We start from the raw sequence: 20,757 nt of genomic DNA, 5'->3' as shown, positions 1-20,757 counted from the left end.
ACCAAGGATCCGACTCCATGCTGAACAAACCACTGGCCTTCCTCTGCGTGGCCGCACTGGCTGCCTCGGCCGCCCCGCTGGCTGCGGCCGAGGCGCCGGCCAGCGACAGGCCGGACGACTACCGCCACGCGCTGCCGCTGAGCGTGAGCGGCAAGGAATCGGTGGTGCGGCTGCGCCTGCCGAAAGACGTGTACCTGCATGCCCGCACGGCGGACCTGCGCGACCTGCGCCTGTTCGATGCGCAGGGCAACAAGCTGGCGTTCAGCCTGCAGGAGCCGGCCGCGCGCGCCGAACGTTCGCGGCGCGACCTGCCGGTGCGCCTGTTCGGGCTGCAGACGGCGCGTCCGGCCGGCTCCACGGCGGACATCGACATCGACGTGCAGCGCTCCGGCGACGGCTCGGTGCTGTCGGTCAGTACGCGTTCGCGCCCTGCGGCGGCCGCTTCCGGCATCGATACGCTGGTGCTCGACCTTGGCCCGCCGGCAACATCGGTCACCATCGATGCCCTGCGTTTCACCCTGCCAGCCGGGGTGAGCAGCTACAGCGCGCGCGTGGTACTGGAAGTGAGCGACGATCTCAAGCGCTGGGATACGGTCGGCGAAACCGATCTTTCGTGGCTGGTCAACGAGCGCGCCGAAACCCTGGCCAGCGACCGCATGGACTTCGAGGCACGCTCATTCCGCTATGCGCGCCTGAGCTGGCGCCAGGGCAAGCCGCTGCAGTTTGCCGCCATCAGCGCCGAATCGCCCTTGAATACGGCGCTGGCGCCGGCCGTGGAGCGCCTCGTGATCCAGCCCAGGCCGGGCCGTTTTCCCAACGACCATGTCTATCCTTCCTCGCTGGCCATTCCCGTGCAGCGCATCGGGCTCGACCTGGGCGAGCAGAACGTGGTACTGCCGGCCCAGCTGGGACGCTATGTGGAATTGCCCGACCGCCAGGGCGGCCGGGCGACGACCTGGCATTTCGAGCCGCTGGCGGCCGCCACCTTCTATCAGCTGACGCAGGGCGGCAAGCGGCGCGCTTCGGGCGACATCAGCATTACCCCAGCGCATCAGGCCGAGTGGGTTTTGCGCACCGGGACGGCGGGTGCGGCGGCACCGGCGCTGCGCCTGGCATGGTCGCCGGCCACCGTGGTGTTCCTGGCCAACGGCAAGCCGCCGTACCGGCTCGCTTTCGGGCGGGCCGACGCCAAGCCCGGCGCCACTGCGCTGGCCCAGGTGGCGCCCGGTTTCACGCCGGCGGAAATTGCCGCGCTCGAAAGCGCGGTGGCCGGGCCGCTGGCATCGGCCAAGGCGGGGGCCGCCGACGCTCCCGGCGCTGCGGAAAAGGCAGCCGCTGCCGCCCGGACCCGCATGTTCGCCCTGTGGGCCGCCCTGCTGGCCGGCGTAGGCGTGCTTTCCTTCATGGCGTGGCGCCTGATCAAGCAAATGAAATAAGGAATGTGGAAGGACCACGCGCGGCGCGCTTGCGCTTCGACAGTGCCGGGCCCGGCTTTGCCGCCTACGCTGACTGACAGGGAGTTCAACGACTGGCAGTTATTCGGAGGAAATCGTCATGGAGATCCGGCCTGGTTCATTCAATTTTGCACGCACAAGCGACGAGGGACCGCAGACGGCGGAAACGGCCGTGGTGTTTCCGCGGCGGGTGCTGCGCGCCACCGCCGGCATGGCCGGCTACTCGGCCACGTTCGACGACGGCGACCACCACTTCGGGCGCCTGACCGTCGAACTGAGCGCCACCATCGATCCGGCCGACGACACGCGCGTGCTGGTCGGCGCCACCTTCGGCCTGCGCGACTGGTCCAACGAGTGGGATGACGATTACAGCGGCAACCTGCAGTTCGTCGTGCTGGCCGAGCTGGAGCGGGTCACGCCGCCGACGCCGGGCAATCCGCGCGGCGACCTGATCATCGTCGACGCCGAGATCAGCCAGGTCATCCAGCACTTTCGCAGCAGCGCGCATCTGAACAGCGCGAACGTGTTTCCGGACAACTCGATCCGGCTGGTGGCCGACAAGCCGACCGCCGTGCGCCTGTACGTCGACTACGACGCCAGTTCCGGCCTGGCGCCCATCCCCAGCCTGACCGGCACGCTCGACGTGACGGGCCCCGGCGGCACGGTCACGCTCACCCCGCTGGCCCCGGTCGTGCCGCGGCGCGACGCGCAGATTGCGCGCGGCCAGGCCGGCCATACCTTGACGTTCATCATTGCGCAGGAACGCTCGGTGGGCACGGTGACCCTGCGCGCCCGGGTATTTTCCGCGTTCGACCCGACCCAGTTCTCGGCCACGTTCGAGCGCACCCTGGCCTTCGAGGCCATTCCGGCGCTGCCGGTGATGGCGGTCGGCATCAATTACACCGGGCCGGACGTGAACGATGGCGCCACCCCGGCCTCCCTGGCCGCGCCGGTCCTGGTCGACTTCGTCAATACGGTGATGACGACCGAAAAGCTGTTCCCGATTCCGCAAGTGAGCATCACCAGCTTCGTGACCATGAACTACGATGAAGAAATCGAGTCCGACATCAACGAGGGCTGCGACAAGTTCGACGACCTGCTCGACGCCGTGGCCGAGCTGCGCGGCGATTCGGAAGACATCGTGCTCGGCCTGTACAACACGGGCGTGCGCACCGGCTCGGTGGGCGGCTGCGGCGGTGGCGGCGCCGCGGTGGCGCGCAGCGGACGCGGCGCCACCGTGGCCCACGAGCTCGGCCATGCACTGGGCCGCGACCACGCACCCTGCGACAACGTGACGCGCTGCGCCACGCCGCGCAATACCGACGACGATTATCCACGCTACAGCGGATACGACTCCGACAGCATCGGCGAGTTCGGCGTCGATACCGCCGACGGCAGCATCAAGGATCCCGCCAGCGCACACGACATCATGGGTTACTCCGGCAACAAGTGGATCAGTCCATACACCTACAAGGCCCTGCTGAGCCGCATACCGGCCGTCGCCGGCCCATCGCCGGCCGCCGCCGGCCGCATCGACGAGGACCGCGGCGACTGGATCAAGATCAAGACGCCGCAGCTGTTCCTGGTCATGAGCATCACGCGCAAGCGCGCGGTCCGGCTGGGCCCGGCCTTTCATTTTCCCGCCTATCCGCAGCCGCTGGGGACGATGCCGACCAGCTTCGAGGTCGAATTGCAGGACGACAAAGGCAATATGCTCAAGCATGCCTGCCTGTTTGCCTCCGCGCATGAAGATGCCTGCGCCTGCGCGCACGACGCATTTCCGCTGCGCATACGGCAAGCGATCGGCTTCGATCCGGCCGCCACCCGGCTGGTGATCTACGAATGCGGCGAACCGGTGTTCGAGCGCGAGATCGGCGAAGCGCCGCCGCTCGAACTGGTCGTGGACGGCGCCGCCGATGCGCTGGCGCCATCGCTGAGCCTGCGCTGGAGCGCCGCCGCCGATCAACCGCTCTGGTATCTGGTGCAGTGGCGCGACGCCGCGGGCACCTGGCGCGGGCTGGCACCGCGCACCACCGCGAACTCGCTGACAGTGCCGAAATGGGTGTTCGGGCGCCAGCAGGCGGTCGGCATCCGGGTGCTGGCCAGCAGCGGCATTGCCACTGGCGAAGTGCGCTGGGAAGGCCAGTTGGCGCCCTCGCCCATCCTGCGCGCCGCGCGCGTGACGATCGGACTGGCCGGCATGTCCTCGGCGGCCAGTGGCACCGTCGCGATTCCGGCCTTGCTGCGCGCGAGCGTCCGCACCGGGCGTGGGGCGGCCCTGCCCGCCTCCCGGGTGTTCTGGTACGACCATCGCGGCACCGAAATCGGACGCGGCGGCACGCTCGACCTGCGTGCGCTCAGTCCGGGGTTTCACACGATCAGTACGGTAATGCTCGACGCCGGCCACGGACCGGGCAGCCAGAACTGGGACATCGAAGTACGGCGCGGCGGGCAATTCCTGCTGCATCTGAAGCAGCCTTCCTCTCACGACGCAAAGGAGTAAGCCATGCAAATCCTCAACGGCAATATCGCGTTCAACCGCAGGCGCAACGAAGGCCCACGGCGCGAAAGTACGGAAGTTGTGTTTCCGACGGCGGTGACGCAGGCCACAGCCTTGCTGATCGGCTTCGATGCGGCGTTTTCGCCGCGCGACGACCACCATTTCGGCAATCTGGAAATACGCCTGGAAACGGAGATCGATCCTTTGGCGCCGCGCCGGGTTAACGTGCACGCCGTTTTCGGCCTGCGCGACTGGTCGGGCGACTGGGATGATCATTACGAGGGGGAAGTGTTCTTCAGCGTGGTGGCGGAGTAAGCGGCGCGCGGCCAGGCGCCGCGCGCCAGTACTAAAACAGCAGCGACACGCTATGCAGCGCCAGGCCCACCAGCCCGCCGACGATGGTGCCGTTGATGCGGATGTACTGCAGATCGCGCCCGACATGCAGCTCGAACTTGCGCGCGATCGTTTCCGCATCCCAGCTGCGGATCACGCGCCGCACCAGGGCGATGATCAGCTCGCGCTTGGCCACGATGGTCTCGGCGGCGAAGGTGCGCAGCCAGTCGTTGATGCGCTGCTGGATCGCCGGATTGCGCTCCAGCGCGCGGCTGAAGGCTTGCAGCGCCGATTGCAGGTGCGCGGACAACTGCGAATCTTCCGATTCGGCATCGGCCAGCAAACGGTCGCGCACGTCTTCCCACACCTGTCCGACGTAGGTGCGGAACAGCGGATGGCTCAGGCTGCTTTCCAGCAGGCCGCGCAGCTTGGCTTCGTACTCGGGTGAATGGGCCAGGTTGTCGATCAGCTCTTCGGTGGCAGCCTGGAAACGCACGCGCCATTCGCTGTCTTCGCCCTGGATTTCTTCCAGGGTATTTTGCACCCCTTCCATCAGGCGTTCGTAGAATTTCTCGTCGATCGCCCGGGGCAGCCAGCGCGGGCTGTGCTCGTGCACCTTCTGGCGGATATACGGACGGTGCGATTCGAGCGCGCCGGAGACGATCCCGAGCAAACGCTCCAGCAACACATGGTGCTGGCGCCCGGCCACCAGCACCGACAAGACCTGTGACAGGATGGGGGCTAGCTTGACGTCTTCCAGCGCGCCGGCGAGGGCTTCGCGCAGGAAGCCGGCGGCGTCCTTGTCGTCGATCATGCGCAGCAGCACCGGCACCGCGCTGACGGCCTGGTCGGCCACGGCGCGGCTGTTGGCGGGCTGCGCCAGCCAGTGCGCGGCCGAGCCGGCAAAGTCGATGCGCACCAGTTCGGCATGCACGACGTCGTAGCTCATGAAATTCGTTTCGAGGAAATTGCCCAGATTTTCGCCGATCTTTTCCTTATTCATGGGAATGATGGCGGTATGCGGGATGGGCAAGCCCAGCGGATGGCGGAACAAGGCGGTGACGGCGAACCAGTCGGCAATCGCGCCGACCATCGCCGCTTCCGCGAACGCGCCCACGAAGGCGAAGGCCGCGTGGCGCGGCTCCAGCAGGCGCGCGACGACAAACAGCACGGCCATCGCCACCAGCAGGCCGGTGGCGATCAGACGCATGCGCGTCAGCCGGGCCTGCTGCTCGCTTTCGTGCACGGAGTGGAACTGGCTCAGAGCTTGATCTTGCCGTGTTCGCCCGGATCGGCGTCGGGAGTCGTGCCGGTCAGCACGGCCTTGGCCATCTCGAACAGGCTGACCACCTTGCCGGCGCTGGAATCCCAGTACTCGGCGCTGCTCGAGACAACGCGCACCAGCACGACATGCGGATCATCCGGACCGTGCGGGTACCAGGCCTGGACCGCCGGGTTCCACATGGCCTTGATCCTGGCGCGGTCGACGATGCGCTCGGCGCGGCCGCTTACCGAGACATACACATGGTCTTCCGGCTCGGCGAAGCTGACGTTCACTTCCGGGCGCGACACGATGTCTTCCCACAGCTCGGTATCGGTCGACGTATAAAACCACAGGTTGCCGTCGTTGTCGGTTTCCTGGTTGGTCATCGGGCGGCTGATGAGGCGCCCCTGCTCGTTGACGGTGGTGAACATGGCGAAGCGAATCGACTTGACCTTGGACCTGAGTTCAGCCACTTGATCGGAATGGGTAAATGCTGACATGGGCTTTTCCTTCACGCTGTTCTAGGTTATTAAGAAACTATATCGTAATCGCAATGGTCGAGCACTTCTGTGCGCAAGCGAACTTACCTCGCACGATGGCCGGATCAACGGGTCAGATGCGGTTCAACACATCAGCTCGAAAAACTCTCCATAGGTTCACTGACGCACATTGATGTGTATCAGTCTGCGCGTTGAGCGCGCGCTGATACTAAAAAAAGACCAACAAGGAGCCAACGTGAGTATTTCCGGCGACGACCCAGTGACGACCGCGCAGGACCCGCATGCCTCATTCATCGAGAGCCTGGGCCTCTTCACGCGCCAGCACCGGGCTGGCCACTGGTCGGGCACGTTCGCCCAGTTCATGGAACAGGTGCTGCCGCGCGCGCCGCATCAGGTTGCGCGCAGCTCGCACCAATACATCTGGGACATGATCCGCGCCACCTGTGCCGAAGAGGGCGACGGCCACTTCCGCTGCCGCCTGTTCGGCGAAGACCTGTTCGGCATCGACGACGCCATCGACCGGGTGGTCGACTACTTCAAGGCGGCCGCCGCCGGTTCCGAGGTCGGACGCCGCCTGCTCTTGCTGCTCGGACCGCCCTCGGGCGGCAAGTCGACCCTGGTGATTTTGCTCAAGCGCGCTCTGGAAGAGTACAGCCACACCGACGAGGGCGCGCTGTACGGCATCGCCGGCTGCCCGGTGCACGAGTCGCCCCTGCACCTGGTGCCGCACACCATGCGCGCCAGTTGCCGCAACACGTACGGCATCGAGATCAGCGGCGAAGTCTGCCCGCATTGCCGCGCGCGGCTGGAAGACCAGTACGCCGGCGACTTCATGCAGATGCCGGTCGAACGCTTCTTCGTGTCCGAATCCGGGCGCAGCGGCATCGGCACCTACGCCCCGCACGACCCCACCACGGCCGACCTGGCCGATCTGGTCGGCTCGGTCGACCTGTCCAAGGTGGCGCAGTACGGCGACGAGGGCGATCCGCGCGCCTGGTCGTGGTCGGGCGCCGTGTACGCGGCCAGCCGCGGCGTGCTGGAAATGATCGAAATCCTCAAGGTCAAGCGCGAATTCCTGTACCTGCTGCTCACCCTGACCCAGGAAAAGAATGTCAAGGTGTCGCGCTTTCCGCTCATTTACCTCGACGAAACCATTTTGGCGCACACCAACCTGGCCGAGTTCCGCAAATTCCTGCAAGAGAGCGAAAACGAAGCGCTGCTCGACCGCATGGTCATCATCCAGGTGCCCTACACGCTCAACTACAAGGAGGAAGCGCGCATCTACAAAAAACTCATTTCGTCGGCGGCGCCGGCGTTTCGCGACGTGCACCTCGACCCGCATGTGCTGCATGCGGCGGCCGTGTTCGCCATCCTGAGCCGCATCCAGGATGGCGACGAGAAAGACGTGGAGCTGGTCAAGAAAGTGCGCATTCACGCCAACGAAGAAGTCGAAGGCGTGAACCGCGGCGATGTCCGGCGTGTCAAAGAAAAGGACAAGGCGCCGGACGAGGGGCTGGCCGGCGTCTCGCCTCGCTTCGTGATCAATGCGCTGTCGAACGCCATCATCCAGTCCAACCGCAAGAGCCTGTCGACCATGGACGTGCTGCTGGCATTGAAAGATGGCATCGAGAGCGATGCCCGCATCGACCCCAGGAAAAAGCGCAAATGGGTCGATTACCTGGTGCTGACGCGCAAGGATTTTTATAACCGCTGGGTCAAGGAAGACGTGCACAAGGCGCTGTTCGTCTCGTTCGAGCAGGAAGCCCAGGATTTGCTCAACAAGTATCTCGATGAGGTTGAAGCCATGCTCGACAACCGCCAGATCAAGGACCCGATCACCAATGAAGAGCGGCGGCCAGACGAACGCTTTTTGCGCGCGGTCGAGGAAAAGATCCATATTTCGGAATCCGGCAAGCAATCGTTCCGGCAGGAAGTCGTGCGCAAGGCGATGGGCGCCTACAAGCGCGGCACCAGGTTCAGCCTGGAAAGCCATCTTCAACTGAACGACGCGGTACAGCAATATCTGTTTGAACAGCGGCGCGATGTGCTGCGGCTGGTCAGCTCGGCCAAGCGTCCCGACGACGACATCCGCACCAAGATTTCCGCCGTCGAGAAGCGGCTGGTCGATGAATACGGCTACGACAGCCACAGCGCGCGCGAAGCGCTGAACTATGTAACGACCCTGCTGGCGCAAGAATAGCCGGGTCCTGGAGAGATGGAGAGATGGCGTGACGGCGACAATCAACACGGCATGGTACGACCTGTTCTCGCGCGGAGCGCGCGACTGGCTGCGCCACAACGACAAGGTGCGCGACGCCGTGCAGAGCCACTTGCCCGAGCTCATTGCCGGTCCCGACCTGATCACCGGTCCGCGGGAACGCACTGTCCAGGTGCCGGTGCGCCTGCTCGAACACGCCCGCTTCCGCCTCGCCGACAGCCGCAGCCAGACCGGGGCCGGCCAGGGCGTGGGCAAGCCGGGCGATGTGCTGCAGCCCGGTTCGCCGGAGCAAGGGGACGATGGCGGCACGCCGGGCGAAGGCGGCAACCGGGAGGGCGAAGTGCGGCTGCTGCTCGAATTGCCGATCGACGACGTCATGGACTGGGTGTGGGAAGAGCTGAAACTGCCCGAGCTCAAGCCAAGGAACAGCGCGCGCATCGACGAGGTGGAACTGGTGCGCGAAGGCTGGGACAAGCGCGGCGCCCGCTCGCGCCTGGACCGGCGCCGTACCGTCAAGGAAGCGATCAAGCGGCGCGCCGTGCAGGCCGATCCGGTGCCCTTCACCAACGAAGACCTGCGCTTCCGGCAACTGGTGTCCCGGCTGCGCCCGAGTACCAGCGCGACCATCCTGTTCGTCATCGATGTCTCGGCCAGCATGAGCGAACATGAACGCAAGCTCGCCAAGTCCTTCTTTTTCTTCGCGCTGCAAGGCATCCGGCGCCAGTATGCCCGCGTCGAAACGCGCTTCATCGCCCATACCACCCACGCCTGGGAATTTACCGAGAGCGAGTTCTTCCAGGTCTCCGGCACCGGCGGCACGATGGCGTCGAGTGCCTTTCGCCTGGTGCTGGACCTGATACGCACCGAGCTCGACCCTTCGCAAAACAATCTCTATATGTTCTACGCATCCGATGGCGAAAATTTTACCGAAGACCGCACCGCGACCAGCGCCGCCCTGACCGAACTGGGCAAGCTGTTGAACTACACCGGTTACATCGAAACCTTGCCTGGCGCGCCGCGCACGCTGGAAACCGAGATGCGGCGCCTGTGCAATGAGTTGCAACGGCGCGGCGTCGCCATCGGCAGCACCGTCCTCAGCAATCCGGACGATGTCTGGAGCGCCTTGCGCAAGTTCTTTGTCAGCGAAGGCGAGCACGCGGCCAAGGAGGCAGCGCCATGAGCGATGCCAGCGCCATGCTTGCCGACTACTCCGCGCGCCTGGAAGCGCTGGCGATCGAACTCGGCATGGATTTCTATCCGGTCAACTTCGATCTGGTGCCCGGCAATTTTATGGTCGAGATTGCTGTTTATGGTTTGCCTGTCCGGATGCGGCACTGGTCCTTTGGCGTACGCTACATTCACCAGCTGGTGCGCCAGCACATGGGCCACTCGAAAATATTTGAAGTCATGTTCCCTGGCGACCCCTGCCACGCGTTCATGCTTGAGCAAAACTCCCTGGCCGAAAATACGCTGGTCACCGCGCATGTGCTGGGCCACGCGGATTTCGCCAAGAACAACCAGTTGTTTTCGCGTTTCATGGCGATGGCGGGCGGCCAGATTCTCGAACAAAGCGCGGCCCGGGCGCATCGCCTCGAACGCGCGCTTGGCGCGCATGGACAGGATCGGGTCGAAGCGGTGCTCGATGCCGCGCTTGCGCTCGAAACGCATATCGACATCAATCAAGCGCTGCACCGGCCGCGCTATCCCGAATTCGTCACTCCGCGCACCGGTCCGGAAGTCAATCACTTCCACGACCGCTTCGCGCGGCTGCCCGGCGAGCATGTCGAACCGGCGCGCAACGATCCGCCACAACGAACGCCCCTGCCACCCCAGCCCGAATACGACCTGCTGTGGTTCATCGCCCAGTATGCGCCCGAGATGGAAGACTGGGAACGCGACATTTTCCTGGCAGTGCGAGAGGAAGCCTATTACTTCCACCCGATCCATGCCTGCCAGATCATGAATGAAGGCTGGGCCTCGTACTGGCACGCCCGGCTGCTGCGCGAGGCCACCTTCCTGCCGCACGATCTGTACGTATCGGCAATCAAATCGCATTCGGATGTGGTGCGCCCGTTCGCCAGCGGCCAGCAGCTTGCGCTGTCGCTCAACCCGTACCACCTCGGTTTCTCGTTGTGGGAACACATCATCGACAAGCACGGCCTGGAGCAGGCGCGCCGGATTTGCCGCGAGGAAGACGATTTTGGCTTCGTGCGCAATTACCTGGACAAGGAGCTGGCCGACAAGCTCGACCTTTTCGTCTATGAAACGCGCCAGGATGGCGACCCCAGGATTGCCAGCCGCGACATTCACCAGATCCGCGAGGCGATTCTGGCGCCGAAATTCAACTATGGCGCGCCGTGCATCGCGGTCAGCCAGGTCGGGCCCGACGGCGCGCTGGCCCTGCACCACGATTACCTGCGCGACGGGCGTGGCCTCGAACTGCCGCAGGCGGAGACCGTGATGGACTACGTGAAAAGGGTATGGCGCCGCCCGGTGACGCTGCACACCGTCGACTTCCGCGGGGTGGTGCGTGTGCTGCCGGCGCGAAAACTCTGACGATGATGTGATCCGGCCACGCGCGTCAACAGCGAGTGCGCCGGGGCGACATTCCATTCATGTTACTGGCGCACCCGTATGGGCGACATACCATTCCAGCGCCTCATGCAAGCCGTCTTCCAGACGGTGCGTCGGGTGGTAGCCGAGCAGGCGCGCAGCTTTTGAGATATCGGCCTGCGAGTGGCGCACGTCGCCCGCCCTGAACGCGCCGTATTCCGGCTGGTAGCCTTCCATGTGCGGAAATCGCCCGGCCAGCAGCGCACGCATCAGGGCGAACAGTTCATTCAGGCTGGTGCGCGCGTTAACCGCCACGTTGTACACCTGGTTCACGGCCGCCGGATCGTCCACCAGGCCGGCGAGCAGGTTCGCCTGGACCGCATTGTCGACAAAGCAAAAATCCCGGCTGCTGTCGCCATCGCCGTTGATGCGCAGCGGGCGGTTATGGATCATCGCATCGAACCACTGGGGAATGACGGCGGCGTACTCGCCCCGCGGGTCCTGGCGCGGGCCGAACACATTGAAGTAGCGCAGGCCGATCGCATCGGTACCGTAGCAGCGGGCAAACATCTCCGCATACACTTCATTGACGTGCTTGGTCAGCGCATACGGCGACAGTGGGCGACCGATATGGTCTTCCACCTTGGGCAAGCCGGGATGGTCGCCATAGGTCGCGCTCGAGGCCGCGTACACGATGCGCCGCACGCCGGCGTCGCGCGCGGCCACCAGCATGTTCAGGAAACCGATCAGGTTGACGTCGCTGGTGAGGATCGGATCGGCGATCGAGCGGCCAACCGAACCCAGCGCCGCCTGATGCAGCACGATATCGACGCCCCGGCAGGCGCGCCGGCAACTGTCCAGGCAGCGGATGTCGCCCTCGATGAAGTCGAAACGTGCCCACGCGTGCGCCGGCACAAGGGCGCGCACCTGGGCGAGGTTGGCGCGGTAGCCGGTCATCAGGTTGTCGAGCCCGGTGACGCGCTGGCCAAGCCGGAGCAGCGTTTCCAGCAGATTCGACCCGACGAAGCCGGCCACGCCGGTGATGAGCCAGTGATGCTGCGTCTCGCGCAGACCGGCGAGGGCATGCTCATAGCGGCTATTTACAGGGGTGCTCGGCATCAACGTCTCCAGACTGAGCAGACCGCGCCGTGGCGGCGCGGTCTGCAGCGTATTGCGGCGTCGCTCCGGCCCGGGGCCGGCACGAGGCCAATAATCGGGAAACCGGCTAACCGCGCCGGCAACAGCGGAACGCACGTTTGCACACTCGGACTCTGCAAAGCAGTGCACGGCCGCAACACGACGGCGTCCAAAGAAATTCTACGGAGCACCGCCTGTCAACTTTTGATTTACAGCAACTTCATGCGGATGAGGCCGTCATTCGCACAAACGAAAAACGTTGATGCGACGCAAGGACTTGCCGTACCGACACCCTACCCTGTGAGGGATGCCAGTGCCCTGGCCCGTCAGGAGAATGTCATGTCCCGCTACTTATCCAGGTGGCCGCGCCCCTTGGCCGCCACTGCCGTCGCCCTTGCCTTGCTGTTCGCCACCCTCCTCGGCGGCTGCAAAGAGACCGAGCCTGCCGCCATGCTGAAGCAGGCCAGGGAGCTGCGCGCCAGGGGCGATGCGCGGGCGGCGGTCATTGTGCTCAAGAATGCAATACAGAAAAATAGTGCCGACCGCGACGCGCGCCTGCTGCTGGGCGAGGTCTACCTGGAGCAAGGCGACGCCCCCTCGGCCGAAAAAGAGTTGCGGCGCGCGCGCGACCTCGGTGCGGCCCTGCCTGAACTCCCCTTGCTCATCGGCCAGGCGCTGTTGATGCAGGGCCAGTATGAGCGCCTGCTGGCCGACGTCGATCCGGCGGCGCCGCCGGCCCAGCGTCCCGCGATCCTGGCCTTGCGTGCCCATGCCCTGCTGGGGACCGACGATCCCGCCCAAGCCACGGCGCTGTTTGCACAAGCGCTGTCGCTGCATCCCGACTTGCCGGATGCCCTGCTTGGCATGGCCCGCGTGGCCGTGGCCGCCAACCAGCATGACGAAGCGGTGCGGCTGATGCAACGCGCGCTTGCCGCCAATCCCGACAATATCGATTGCCTGCGCTTTCACGCCGACTTGCTGCGCGCCGCCGGCAAGCCCGATCAGGCCCTGGCGGCGCACGAGCGCATTCTGGTCAAGCGGCCGCACAATGTACAAGCCCGGCTGGACGTGGCCAATCTGCACCTCGATGCCGGCCGCTTCAGTGCCGCGCGCGACGCCATTGCCGCGGCGCGCAAGGTGGCCGGCGCGTCCCTGGCGGTCGTCTACGCGCAAGCCATGGTCGACTTCCGCGAGCAGAAACTGGCGGCGTCGCTGCAATCGGTGCAGCAAGTCTTGCGGGTTGCGCCCGACCACTACCCGGCGATTCTGCTGGCCGGTGCGGTGCAGTCGGCCTTGGGCGCGACCGGCCAGGCTGAACAGCATCTGCAGAAGTTTCTTGCGGCGTATCCGCGCCATGTGTATGCCACTAAGCTGATGAGTTCGCTGCAGGTGCGCGCGAATGCGCCCCAGGCCGCCCTCGACCTGCTCACGCCGCTGCTCGCCGACCATCCGAACGATGTCGAACTGCTGACCCTGGCCGGCGAAGCGCGGCTGCGCGCGCGCCAGTTCGGCGCCGCCACCGTCCTTTTCGAGCAGGCCAGCGCCCTGCAGCCCCAGGCCGCCGGCTTGCGGACCTCGCTCGCGCTCAGCCGTCTGGGCAGCGGCGACACCGGCCGCGCCGTTGCCGAACTGGAGCGCGCCGCCGCGCTCGACGCCAACGCGCCCCGCGTCGGCATCCTGCTGGTCATGGCGCATCTGCGGGCGAAGAACACGGACAAGGCGCTTGCCACCGTGCAGGAAATGGAGCGGCGCGACGACAATCCGCTGGTCCAGAACTTGAAAGGCGGCGTTTATCTGGCCCGCCGCGAAGCCAGCCTGGCACGGGCCAGCTTCAACCGCGCGCTGGCGCTCGAGCCGCTGTATCTGCCCGCGCTGGCCAACCTGGCGCAGCTCGACCTGGCCGAGCGCAAACCGGCCGACGCCCGCAAGCGCTACGAAGCCGCACTCGCCAACGCGCCACGCAACCGCGCGCTGCTTGAAGCGCTGGCCGGACTGGCACAGCGCGAGGGAAAAACCGCCGATGCCGTGGCCTGGCTCGTGCGCGCCCGCGAGATCGAACCCGACGCCCTGCCGCTCGGATTGCGCCTTGCCGATCTGTATGCGCGGGCGGGCAACAAGGCCAAAGCGCTGCAGCTGGCGCGCACGCTGGAAACAGCCAATCCCGCCAGCCCCGAAGCGACCGCCATGCTGGCCCAGATTTACGTGCTCAACCAGGATCTGGGCGCGGCCCTCGACGCTTACTCGCGCCTCGCCGCACTGGTACCGGCTTCGCCCATGCCGCTGGTCCGTATGGCAAGCCTGCAGCTGGAACGGGGCGACCATGACGCCGCCCTCACCTCCCTGCGCCAGTCGCTCACCATCGACCCGAACCTGTTCGATGCACAGATGACCATGCTCAATATCCTGCTCAGGCAACAAAAATTTGCCGAAGCGCGCGCGCTGGCCCGTGGTGTCCAGCAGCGCAAACCGGAATCGGCCAACGGATACAAGCTCGAAGGCGACGCGCTCGCCGCCCAGGGCCAGCACGCCGCCGCGCTCGCTGCGTGGGAGCGCGCGTTCGAACGCCAGTCCGATGGCGCTCTGCTGATCCAGATACACGGCGCACTGAACAAACTCGGCCGCGCCGCCGACGCCGATGTCCGCATGGCCAACTGGTTCCGCGACCGGCCCGCCGATGTCCCGGCGCGGCTGTACTATGCCAGCAGCAAGCTCGTCGCGGGCGACTACAAGGCTGCCATCGGCCATCTGGAAGCCGTGCTCAAGGTCGAGCCGGACAATGTCATCGCGCTCAACGACCTCGCCTGGGCTTGCCAGCAGAACGGCGACAGCCGCGCGCAAGCCTTCGCCGAACGGGCTCACGCGCTGGCGCCGGGAAACCCTGCCGTGCTCGACACCCTGGGCTGGATCTACACCGAACGCGGCGATCTGGCGCGCGCCTTGCCCCTGTTGCGGAAGGCCAGCGCGCTGGCGCCCGCAGCCGGGAATATCCACTTCCACTTCAGCACGGCACTGGCGCGCTCGGGCGACAAACGGGCAGCGCGGCGCGAACTGGAGCGCTTGCTGGCGCAACCGCAGCGTTCAGCGCATCACGAACAGGCAGCCGCGCTGTTGCGCACGCTGTAGTCACGGGCCGTGCGCAGCCGGGCATGCCGGTGGAGCGGCCTCACAAGGACGGCAAGCTATCCGTTCAGCCCGCGCCACCCGCCACCAGCCCTTTCGCGCGGCCCGGCTCGTAGCGTCCGGGGGCGATCAGCCCTTCCGGGTCAAGCGCTGCCTTGATCCGGGCCACCGTGTTCCAGTACACATCGCCGCCCGGATCGAGCGCAGCCATCGACTGGTTGCCGACGCGATAAGGGATGTAGCCTGCCTCCATCACGCTGTCGAACACTGCCTGGTAACACTCCCTCGCGCGCGCCACCTCGGCCGCATCCTCCTTGTCGTAGGCAATCGTTAATACCGCGCCCAGCGCGCGTTCGTTAATCATGCTGAACGTGACGAACAAATCAAACCCGTGCGCGGCGAACAGCGGCTCGACCAGCGCGTGCAAGTCCAGCACATCCTTCCCGCGCATCGGCAGCACCGGCGAAATCCAGAGCATGCCGCAGTTATCGCGTGCCGGATCGGCCTTGTGCGGAAAGCCGGCCGGCAGCGCCTCGCGCCGGCGCCAGTAAGCGCCGGCGAGGAAGCGCCCATTCGGTTTGCCGCGATTCATGGCAAACAGCGCCTCGCCCAGGCCGACCTGCGCGCGCAAGCGCAAGCCCGCCCGCGTCGATCCGAGTACCCTCGCCATGGCAGCGCCCCAGCGCAGTTTGCGCTCGCTCAAGAATGCCGTGCGCGCGCGCGTGCCGCGCAAGGCCGCCTTGATTGCCGCGCGGGCAGCAGCCACCTGCGCGGCACTTCCGTACAGCGCCCCCGACACCGTCCATGCGCCCACCGCCGCCGCCTCGCGCAAGTTGCCACGCACCGCCGGCGGCAGGCAGGACCGGTCCGGCGCCAGCGATCGGGGAAACACGCGCCCGCCCGAAATCACGCGCAAGTCATTGCCAATATGAACAATGCTGCGCAGGGTGCCGTTCATGCGCAGGGGGCGCAGTGCATCGACCACAGGACCGATATCTTCATGGTCGGACATCGTGCACAGAAAATGGTTCACGCAGGCGGCGGCGGGCTGCAGCCAGATGCCGATGCGCGTGACGATGCCGAAATTGGACTGCGTGAACATCCCGTCCAGAAACGGCCCTACACCGTAAGGAAACAGATGGGTCGCGCGCGCCTGCCGATAGTGGCCGAAGCCGGTCGCCAGTACCTCGCCGCTGGCCAGCACGATCTGCATGCCGGACACGTGCTGCAGCCGGTTGCCGTACGGCGAGTGACCGAAGCCGCGTTCCAGGATATTGCCCATGAAGCTGGTGTCGGGGCCGGCACCGGTGCAATCGATCCACCAGTTCAGCTTTTCGCCGTGCAAATAATCCGACAACTGTTGCTGGGTCACGCCCGGTTCGATCACCGCGTAGCCGAGTTCGGCGTCAACGTCGACGATGCGGTTCATCCTGCCCAGGTCGACGATGAGCTGGGCGTCGCCCACCGCGCAGGCGTCGCCGTAGCCCCAGTTGCGCCCGGTGCTGAGCGGATACAGCGGCAGGGCGCGCTCCCCGGCCAGGCGCACCAGCGCCACCACCTCGGCCTGCGAACCCGGGCGCACCACCGCCAGCGGCAGGGTGCTGCGCGCGGCCGTGCTGCAGGTGTAGCGCCGCAGCGCGGCCGGGTCGTCGACGGCGTGCTCGGCGCCGACGATGAGGCGCAGCGCCGTCAGCACGCCGCGCTTCCAGCCGGCATCGGGATGCTCTTGTCGGAATTTTTGTTCCTCAATAATACGCATCGCGGCCTCCGTTGGCCTGATACCCGCCGTTCAGGCGCGCGGTAATGCCCGGCTCGTCATGCTGGGGAAAGAAGTACGGATAGAAGGAGCGCTCCTCGCCATGCTGCTCCATCAGGCCGCCCCATTTGCGGATCTGCTCGCCCATCTCCGCCAGCGGCAGGCGCAGCAGCACGGCGGGCGCGCCGACCCGGTGGCACGGGCGCTCGCTGCCGAAGTCGCTAAAGCCCAGCATGCGTTTGTAGAACATCACGTGGCGCGGATTGACCTCGATCACGTAATCGGTGAATCCGTGCAGCTTGTGCGAGTACAGATAAGAGATATGGATCAGCGAAGCGAACACGCGCTTGGTCACGCCCTTGTCGATCGCCAGGCGCGACGGTTCGCACAGGCGCCGTCCCTGGCTGCGCAGCAGGTCGAGCTTGTCGCGAAAATTGTCATCGGCCGGCAGCCGGAATTCGCTGTCCAGGCACAGGCTCATTGTGCCGACCAGCACCCCGCCCGTCTCGGCGTACAGGGTGACCTTGTGCGGGTCGTGATGCAGGCTGGGCTCGAAGGCATAGCCGCGCCAGCCGTACATCTTGCGGATCAGCAGGCTGGCGGCTTCGCGCCGTCCCGCCGAGTTGGCCAGGCGGATGTGAAATTCCTGCATCGCCTGGCCCGGATCGGGCTCGGTCGCCGTGGCGACGCCCCCGTCCGGCTCGCGTAAGCCCGCCGGCATCTCGAACGTTGCAATCGGTAGCTCGTCTTGAAACATGGCTCTCTTTCCTTCCACGTGATCGTGCGTGCCGCCTGCCGGCCCGCGCGCAAAGTTGTGTAAGTCAGACAGGGCCATCCGTACGGAAGTTCACGCAGTCCCGCGCGCCATTGTTCTGCGACAAACGCGCGCCGTCGGGAATTTTGGCATGCCCGCCCGGAACCGGCGCAACTGCAGAGTCGGAATTCGCAAGTCGTTGATTTGATGCGAAAAAGCGAGCTGGCACGCTTGCTGCATACAGGGTAGGCACGGCGGCGCCGCAAGCTGTCGACGCTTCCCCACTTCATCCCCACCGGAGAGTTCACTATGAAACTAGTCCCGACATCACTGTTGAAAAACGCGGCGATTGCCGGCCTTTGCCTGGCCGCCATGAACGGTGCGCGCGCCGACGCATTTGCCCAGGCCGTCCTCGTTGTCGACAATTTCCGCCTGCTCCATTCCAGCGGTGCTGCCTTCAAGTCGACGGATTTCACCATGCTCGACGGCACCAATTCGGCCCATGCCACCGCCTCCCTCAACGGCATGATCTCGGCCGCGCAACCGCAAAACCGCGGCATCCTCAGCGGCACCGCGCCCGACGTCGCCCATCAGTTCGTCGGACTGCCCAATCCGCCCCGCGCCGAAAACAACTTCACGGCCTTTTCCGGCCCGCCGCCAGTGCCGGGCACCTTCGGCTACGCCGACCAGAACATGACCGGCAGCGCCATGACCATCGGTACGACAGAAGCCGGGGTGCGCGCCGAAACGCGCGCCGACGCCTCGCTTGCCACCGATGGCGAGGCCGCCGGCGACTCCGACGTGGGCACCTCGACCTCGTTCAACTTCACCCTCGGCGTGGGCGAGACCATGACCATCGCCTTCGACGGCACGCCTTTCACCCAGGCCTATGCCAGCACCGGCGCCGGCATGCAGACCAATGCCATCGCGCGCCTGTCGTGGAGCATGAACATCATGAACATGAGTACCGGGCAGGTCGTGTTCGCCTATCAGCCGGGCGAACTGAACAGCTTCGGCAATGTCAGCCGCACCGACAGCTTCCCCGGCATGTCGACCTATAACCCGGGCAAGATGAGCTTCTCGGCGGTCACGCCCTGGCTCAACCAGTTCGATACGTACCAGCTGACGATCAACCAGACCACCCTGGCCAATGCGCTGCAGGATACGGTGGCGGTGCCCGAACCGGGCAGCCTGGCGATTTTCGGCCTCGGCCTGCTGGGCATGTCGCTGCTGGCACGGCGCCGCAAGTAAGCCGCCGCAATTAAGCCGCCGCAATTAAGCCGAACGCGATGCAAACAAGAAGAAGATGGCTTGGTCGTCCGAAGCCATCGCAGGGTCTGCAACCGCTGCTGCGCCGTCTGCGCCGGCCGGGGATGCGGGCGCCGGATGCCCGGCGGGGACCCTGATGCACGGCTCTTTGGCAGCCTGCATTTTTCCGGTCAGGAGCGCTCCTGGCCGGGCTGTTTTTTTTGCACGAGGGCGGCGCGGACATCCGCTTTTGCTGCCCTTGACGCGAATCAACGCGGCCGTGATCAGCAGAATCTTACTGTTTCCTCAGACATATAATCGAACGCGTAGTGAAGCTGGCAGGTGCCCTTCCGATCGCTGCCCGACTTACGGAGACCCACACGATATGGAGGACTTCATCAGCCAGATGCTGCTGCATGCAAGGGGCATCTGGAAATATCGCTGGCTCGCCGTCGGCGTCATGTGGGTGGTGGCGGGCGCGGGCTGGATCGTCGTACTGCGCCTGCCGAACGACTACCAGAGTTCGGCGCGGGTGTTCGTCGACACCCAGAGCATCCTCAAGCCGCTGATGGCGGGCATGACCAGTATCCCGAACGTGCAACAGCAGGTCTCGATCATGAGCCGTACCCTGCTCAGCCGTCCGAACCTCGAGCGCGTGCTGCGCATGGTCGACCTCGATGTCGACGCAACGACCCCGCGCCAGCGCGAAAGCCAGGTCGAGGAGTTGGCCGCGCGCCTGAAAATCACCGGCACCAGCACCAACGATATCTATTCGATCACTTACGGCGGCGATCATCCCAAGCAGGTGCACGACGTGGTGCAATCGCTGCTGACCATTTTCCTCGAAGGCAGCTTCAAGGGCAAGAAGGGCGACTCGCAGCAAGCCATCCGGTTCATCGACGACCAGATCAAGAACTACGAGCAGCGCCTGGTGGCGGCCGAAAACACGGTCAAGGAATTCAAGCTGCGCAACAGCGCGCTGCTGCCGCGCCAGGGCGTCGATTACAGCGCCCAGCTGGCCATCGCCAGCGACGCGCTCAGCACCGCGCGCATCGACCTGCTCGAAGCCGAACAGGCGCGCCTGGCGATCCAGGCCCGCATCAATGGCGATCCGCAGCCGGCCGGCGCCGCCGCGCGGGCGCGCACCATCGTCAATCCCGACATCGATGCGCGCATGGCCGCGATCAACAAGAATCTCGACACCCTGCGCCTGCAGTACACCGACCTGCACCCCGACGTGATCGCCGCGCGCCGCCTGCTGGCCCAGCTCGAAGCGCGCAAGATCGAAGAAAGCAAGCAGGCCGAGCGCGACGGCGACCCCGGCCGTTTCTACAGCCCCATGCTGCAGCAGCTCAAGGTGGCCCTGACCGAAGCGGACGCCAAGGTGGCCGCCATGCGCGTGCGCGTGCATGAATACAGCGTGCGCCACGACCGCCTGCAGGAGCAGAGCAACGCCGTGCCCGAAGTCGAGTCGCAGCTGGCCCAGCTCAACCGCGACTATGAAATCAACAAGGATAACTACGAAAAGCTGATCGCGCGGCGCGAGTCGGCCAAGCTGTCCGGCGACCTGAGTTCCTCGACCGAAATGATGACCTTCCGCATTATCGATCCGCCCACCATGCCGGTGGCCCCGGTCGGCCCCAACCGCCGCCTGTTCCACAGCGGCGTGCTGGTCATCGCGCTGTGCGCCGGGCTGGGCGTGGCGTTCCTGATCAGCCAGGTCCGTCCGACCTTCGTCAGCCCGAGCGCGCTGCGCGAAATCACCGGGCTTAATGTGATCGGCACGGTCTCGATGAGCTGGACCGATGCCGAACGGCGCAAGCTGCGGCGCGGCCAGTACCTGCTCGGGCTGGCTTTCGCTGGCCTGCTGAGCCTGTACGGCGCGGTCATGCTATCCGGATTTCTTACGGCTTAACCCTC

At 65.6% G+C, this 20,757-nt stretch carries 14 protein-coding genes; 9 read left to right on the top strand and 5 right to left on the bottom strand.

The genetic code is table 11. The features are described 5' to 3' along the window. Positions 1-17 precede the first annotated feature (17 nt). The 3 genes from RBA41_RS01465 (at position 18) to RBA41_RS01455 (ending at position 4,269) form a co-directional block, all read left to right on the top strand. The gene (locus RBA41_RS01465; protein WP_306620273.1) at positions 18-1,436 is read left to right on the top strand and encodes a DUF3999 family protein; all 1,419 of its coding nucleotides are present in this window, start codon (positions 18-20) and stop codon (positions 1,434-1,436) included. 190 nt (positions 1,437-1,626) lie between these two features. Further along, positions 1,627-3,957, top strand: a complete 2,331-nt coding sequence (locus RBA41_RS01460; RefSeq protein WP_306620272.1) for a zinc metalloprotease — start codon at positions 1,627-1,629, stop codon at positions 3,955-3,957. A 3-nt stretch (positions 3,958-3,960) separates the two neighbouring features. Further along, a complete protein-coding gene (locus RBA41_RS01455; protein WP_099879018.1) occupies positions 3,961-4,269 on the top strand; it encodes a hypothetical protein in 309 nt (102 codons plus the stop codon). A 31-nt stretch (positions 4,270-4,300) separates the two neighbouring features. On the opposite strand, the gene RBA41_RS01450 is transcribed toward RBA41_RS01455, so the two are convergent. Together RBA41_RS01450 and RBA41_RS01445 are read right to left on the bottom strand one after the other, a co-directional pair. Next, positions 4,301-5,497, bottom strand: coding sequence for a DUF445 domain-containing protein (locus RBA41_RS01450; RefSeq protein WP_306620271.1), 1,197 nt, complete (start codon positions 5,495-5,497; stop codon positions 4,301-4,303). A 50-nt stretch (positions 5,498-5,547) separates the two neighbouring features. Continuing rightward, on the bottom strand, positions 5,548-6,051 hold the full coding sequence (locus RBA41_RS01445) for a pyridoxamine 5'-phosphate oxidase family protein (RefSeq protein ID WP_306620270.1): 504 nt from the start codon (positions 6,049-6,051) through the stop codon (positions 5,548-5,550). A gap of 235 nt (positions 6,052-6,286) precedes the next feature. On the opposite strand from RBA41_RS01445, the gene RBA41_RS01440 reads away from it, so the two are divergent. From RBA41_RS01440 to RBA41_RS01430, 3 genes are read left to right on the top strand one after another with little or no spacing between them, the layout of a single operon-like run. Further along, positions 6,287-8,251 carry a serine protein kinase gene (locus RBA41_RS01440; protein WP_306620269.1) on the top strand — a complete coding sequence of 655 codons (1,965 nt, stop codon included), beginning with the start codon at positions 6,287-6,289 and terminating at the stop codon, positions 8,249-8,251. A 28-nt stretch (positions 8,252-8,279) separates the two neighbouring features. Further along, positions 8,280-9,449, top strand: coding sequence for a DUF444 family protein (locus tag RBA41_RS01435; RefSeq protein ID WP_306620268.1), 1,170 nt, complete (start codon positions 8,280-8,282; stop codon positions 9,447-9,449). After that, positions 9,446-10,825 carry a SpoVR family protein gene (locus RBA41_RS01430; RefSeq protein WP_306620266.1) on the top strand — a complete coding sequence of 460 codons (1,380 nt, stop codon included), beginning with the start codon at positions 9,446-9,448 and terminating at the stop codon, positions 10,823-10,825. The genes RBA41_RS01435 and RBA41_RS01430 overlap by 4 nt, the downstream gene beginning before the upstream one ends. 57 nt (positions 10,826-10,882) lie before the next feature. Here RBA41_RS01430 and RBA41_RS01425 read toward each other — a convergent pair whose 3' ends face one another. Further along, on the bottom strand, positions 10,883-11,941 hold the full coding sequence (locus RBA41_RS01425; protein ID WP_306620264.1) for an SDR family oxidoreductase: 1,059 nt from the start codon (positions 11,939-11,941) through the stop codon (positions 10,883-10,885). Between the two features lie 357 nt (positions 11,942-12,298). Here RBA41_RS01425 and prsT point away from each other — a divergent pair, with 357 nt between their 5' ends. Next, entirely contained in the window at positions 12,299-15,082 is a 2,784-nt protein-coding gene (gene prsT / locus RBA41_RS01420) for an XrtA/PEP-CTERM system TPR-repeat protein PrsT (RefSeq protein ID WP_306620262.1), read from the top strand. Between the two features lie 64 nt (positions 15,083-15,146). Here the strand turns inward: prsT and RBA41_RS01415 are convergent, their stop codons facing one another. Together RBA41_RS01415 and RBA41_RS01410 are read right to left on the bottom strand one after the other, a co-directional pair. Further along, complete coding sequence (locus RBA41_RS01415) at positions 15,147-16,838, bottom strand: FAD-binding oxidoreductase (protein ID WP_306620261.1); 1,692 nt, start codon at positions 16,836-16,838, stop codon at positions 15,147-15,149. After that, positions 16,825-17,592: an N-acyl amino acid synthase FeeM domain-containing protein gene (locus RBA41_RS01410; RefSeq protein ID WP_306620259.1), complete on the bottom strand. Its 768-nt coding sequence runs from the start codon at positions 17,590-17,592 to the stop codon at positions 16,825-16,827. The genes RBA41_RS01415 and RBA41_RS01410 overlap by 14 nt, the downstream gene beginning before the upstream one ends. A gap of 306 nt (positions 17,593-17,898) precedes the next feature. On the opposite strand from RBA41_RS01410, the gene RBA41_RS01405 reads away from it, so the two are divergent. Continuing rightward, positions 17,899-18,840 (top strand): EDSAP-1 family PEP-CTERM protein, encoded by a 942-nt coding sequence (locus RBA41_RS01405; RefSeq protein ID WP_306620257.1) that lies wholly within the window; start codon positions 17,899-17,901, stop codon positions 18,838-18,840. Positions 18,841-19,222: 382 nt separating this feature from the next. Beyond that, entirely contained in the window at positions 19,223-20,752 is a 1,530-nt protein-coding gene (locus RBA41_RS01400; protein WP_306620254.1) for an XrtA system polysaccharide chain length determinant, read from the top strand. The last annotated feature ends 5 nt before the right edge of the window (positions 20,753-20,757 follow it).

The organism is Massilia scottii, from assembly GCF_030846495.1.
Lineage (GTDB): Bacteria > Pseudomonadota > Gammaproteobacteria > Burkholderiales > Burkholderiaceae_D > Telluria_A > Telluria_A violaceinigra.
Note: the sequence above shows the minus strand (reverse complement) of the source record. Positions and strands in the feature narration are given on the sequence as shown.

What these genes read in the sequence shown, in the direction of transcription:
- RBA41_RS01445 (WP_306620270.1), bottom strand. Translation starts at nt 6,051, where the DNA reads ATGTCAGCATTTACCCATTCCGATCAAGTGGCTGAACTCAGGTCCAAG.
- RBA41_RS01425 (WP_306620264.1), bottom strand. Translation starts at nt 11,941, where the DNA reads ATGCCGAGCACCCCTGTAAATAGCCGCTATGAGCATGCCCTCGCCGGT.
- RBA41_RS01400 (WP_306620254.1), top strand. Translation starts at nt 19,223, where the DNA reads ATGGAGGACTTCATCAGCCAGATGCTGCTGCATGCAAGGGGCATCTGG.
- RBA41_RS01410 (WP_306620259.1), bottom strand. Translation starts at nt 17,592, where the DNA reads ATGTTTCAAGACGAGCTACCGATTGCAACGTTCGAGATGCCGGCGGGC.
- RBA41_RS01415 (WP_306620261.1), bottom strand. Translation starts at nt 16,838, where the DNA reads ATGCGTATTATTGAGGAACAAAAATTCCGACAAGAGCATCCCGATGCC.
- RBA41_RS01405 (WP_306620257.1), top strand. Translation starts at nt 17,899, where the DNA reads ATGAAACTAGTCCCGACATCACTGTTGAAAAACGCGGCGATTGCCGGC.
- RBA41_RS01455 (WP_099879018.1), top strand. Translation starts at nt 3,961, where the DNA reads ATGCAAATCCTCAACGGCAATATCGCGTTCAACCGCAGGCGCAACGAA.
- prsT (WP_306620262.1), top strand. Translation starts at nt 12,299, where the DNA reads ATGTCCCGCTACTTATCCAGGTGGCCGCGCCCCTTGGCCGCCACTGCC.
- RBA41_RS01430 (WP_306620266.1), top strand. Translation starts at nt 9,446, where the DNA reads ATGAGCGATGCCAGCGCCATGCTTGCCGACTACTCCGCGCGCCTGGAA.
- RBA41_RS01450 (WP_306620271.1), bottom strand. Translation starts at nt 5,497, where the DNA reads ATGCGTCTGATCGCCACCGGCCTGCTGGTGGCGATGGCCGTGCTGTTT.
- RBA41_RS01465 (WP_306620273.1), top strand. Translation starts at nt 18, where the DNA reads ATGCTGAACAAACCACTGGCCTTCCTCTGCGTGGCCGCACTGGCTGCC.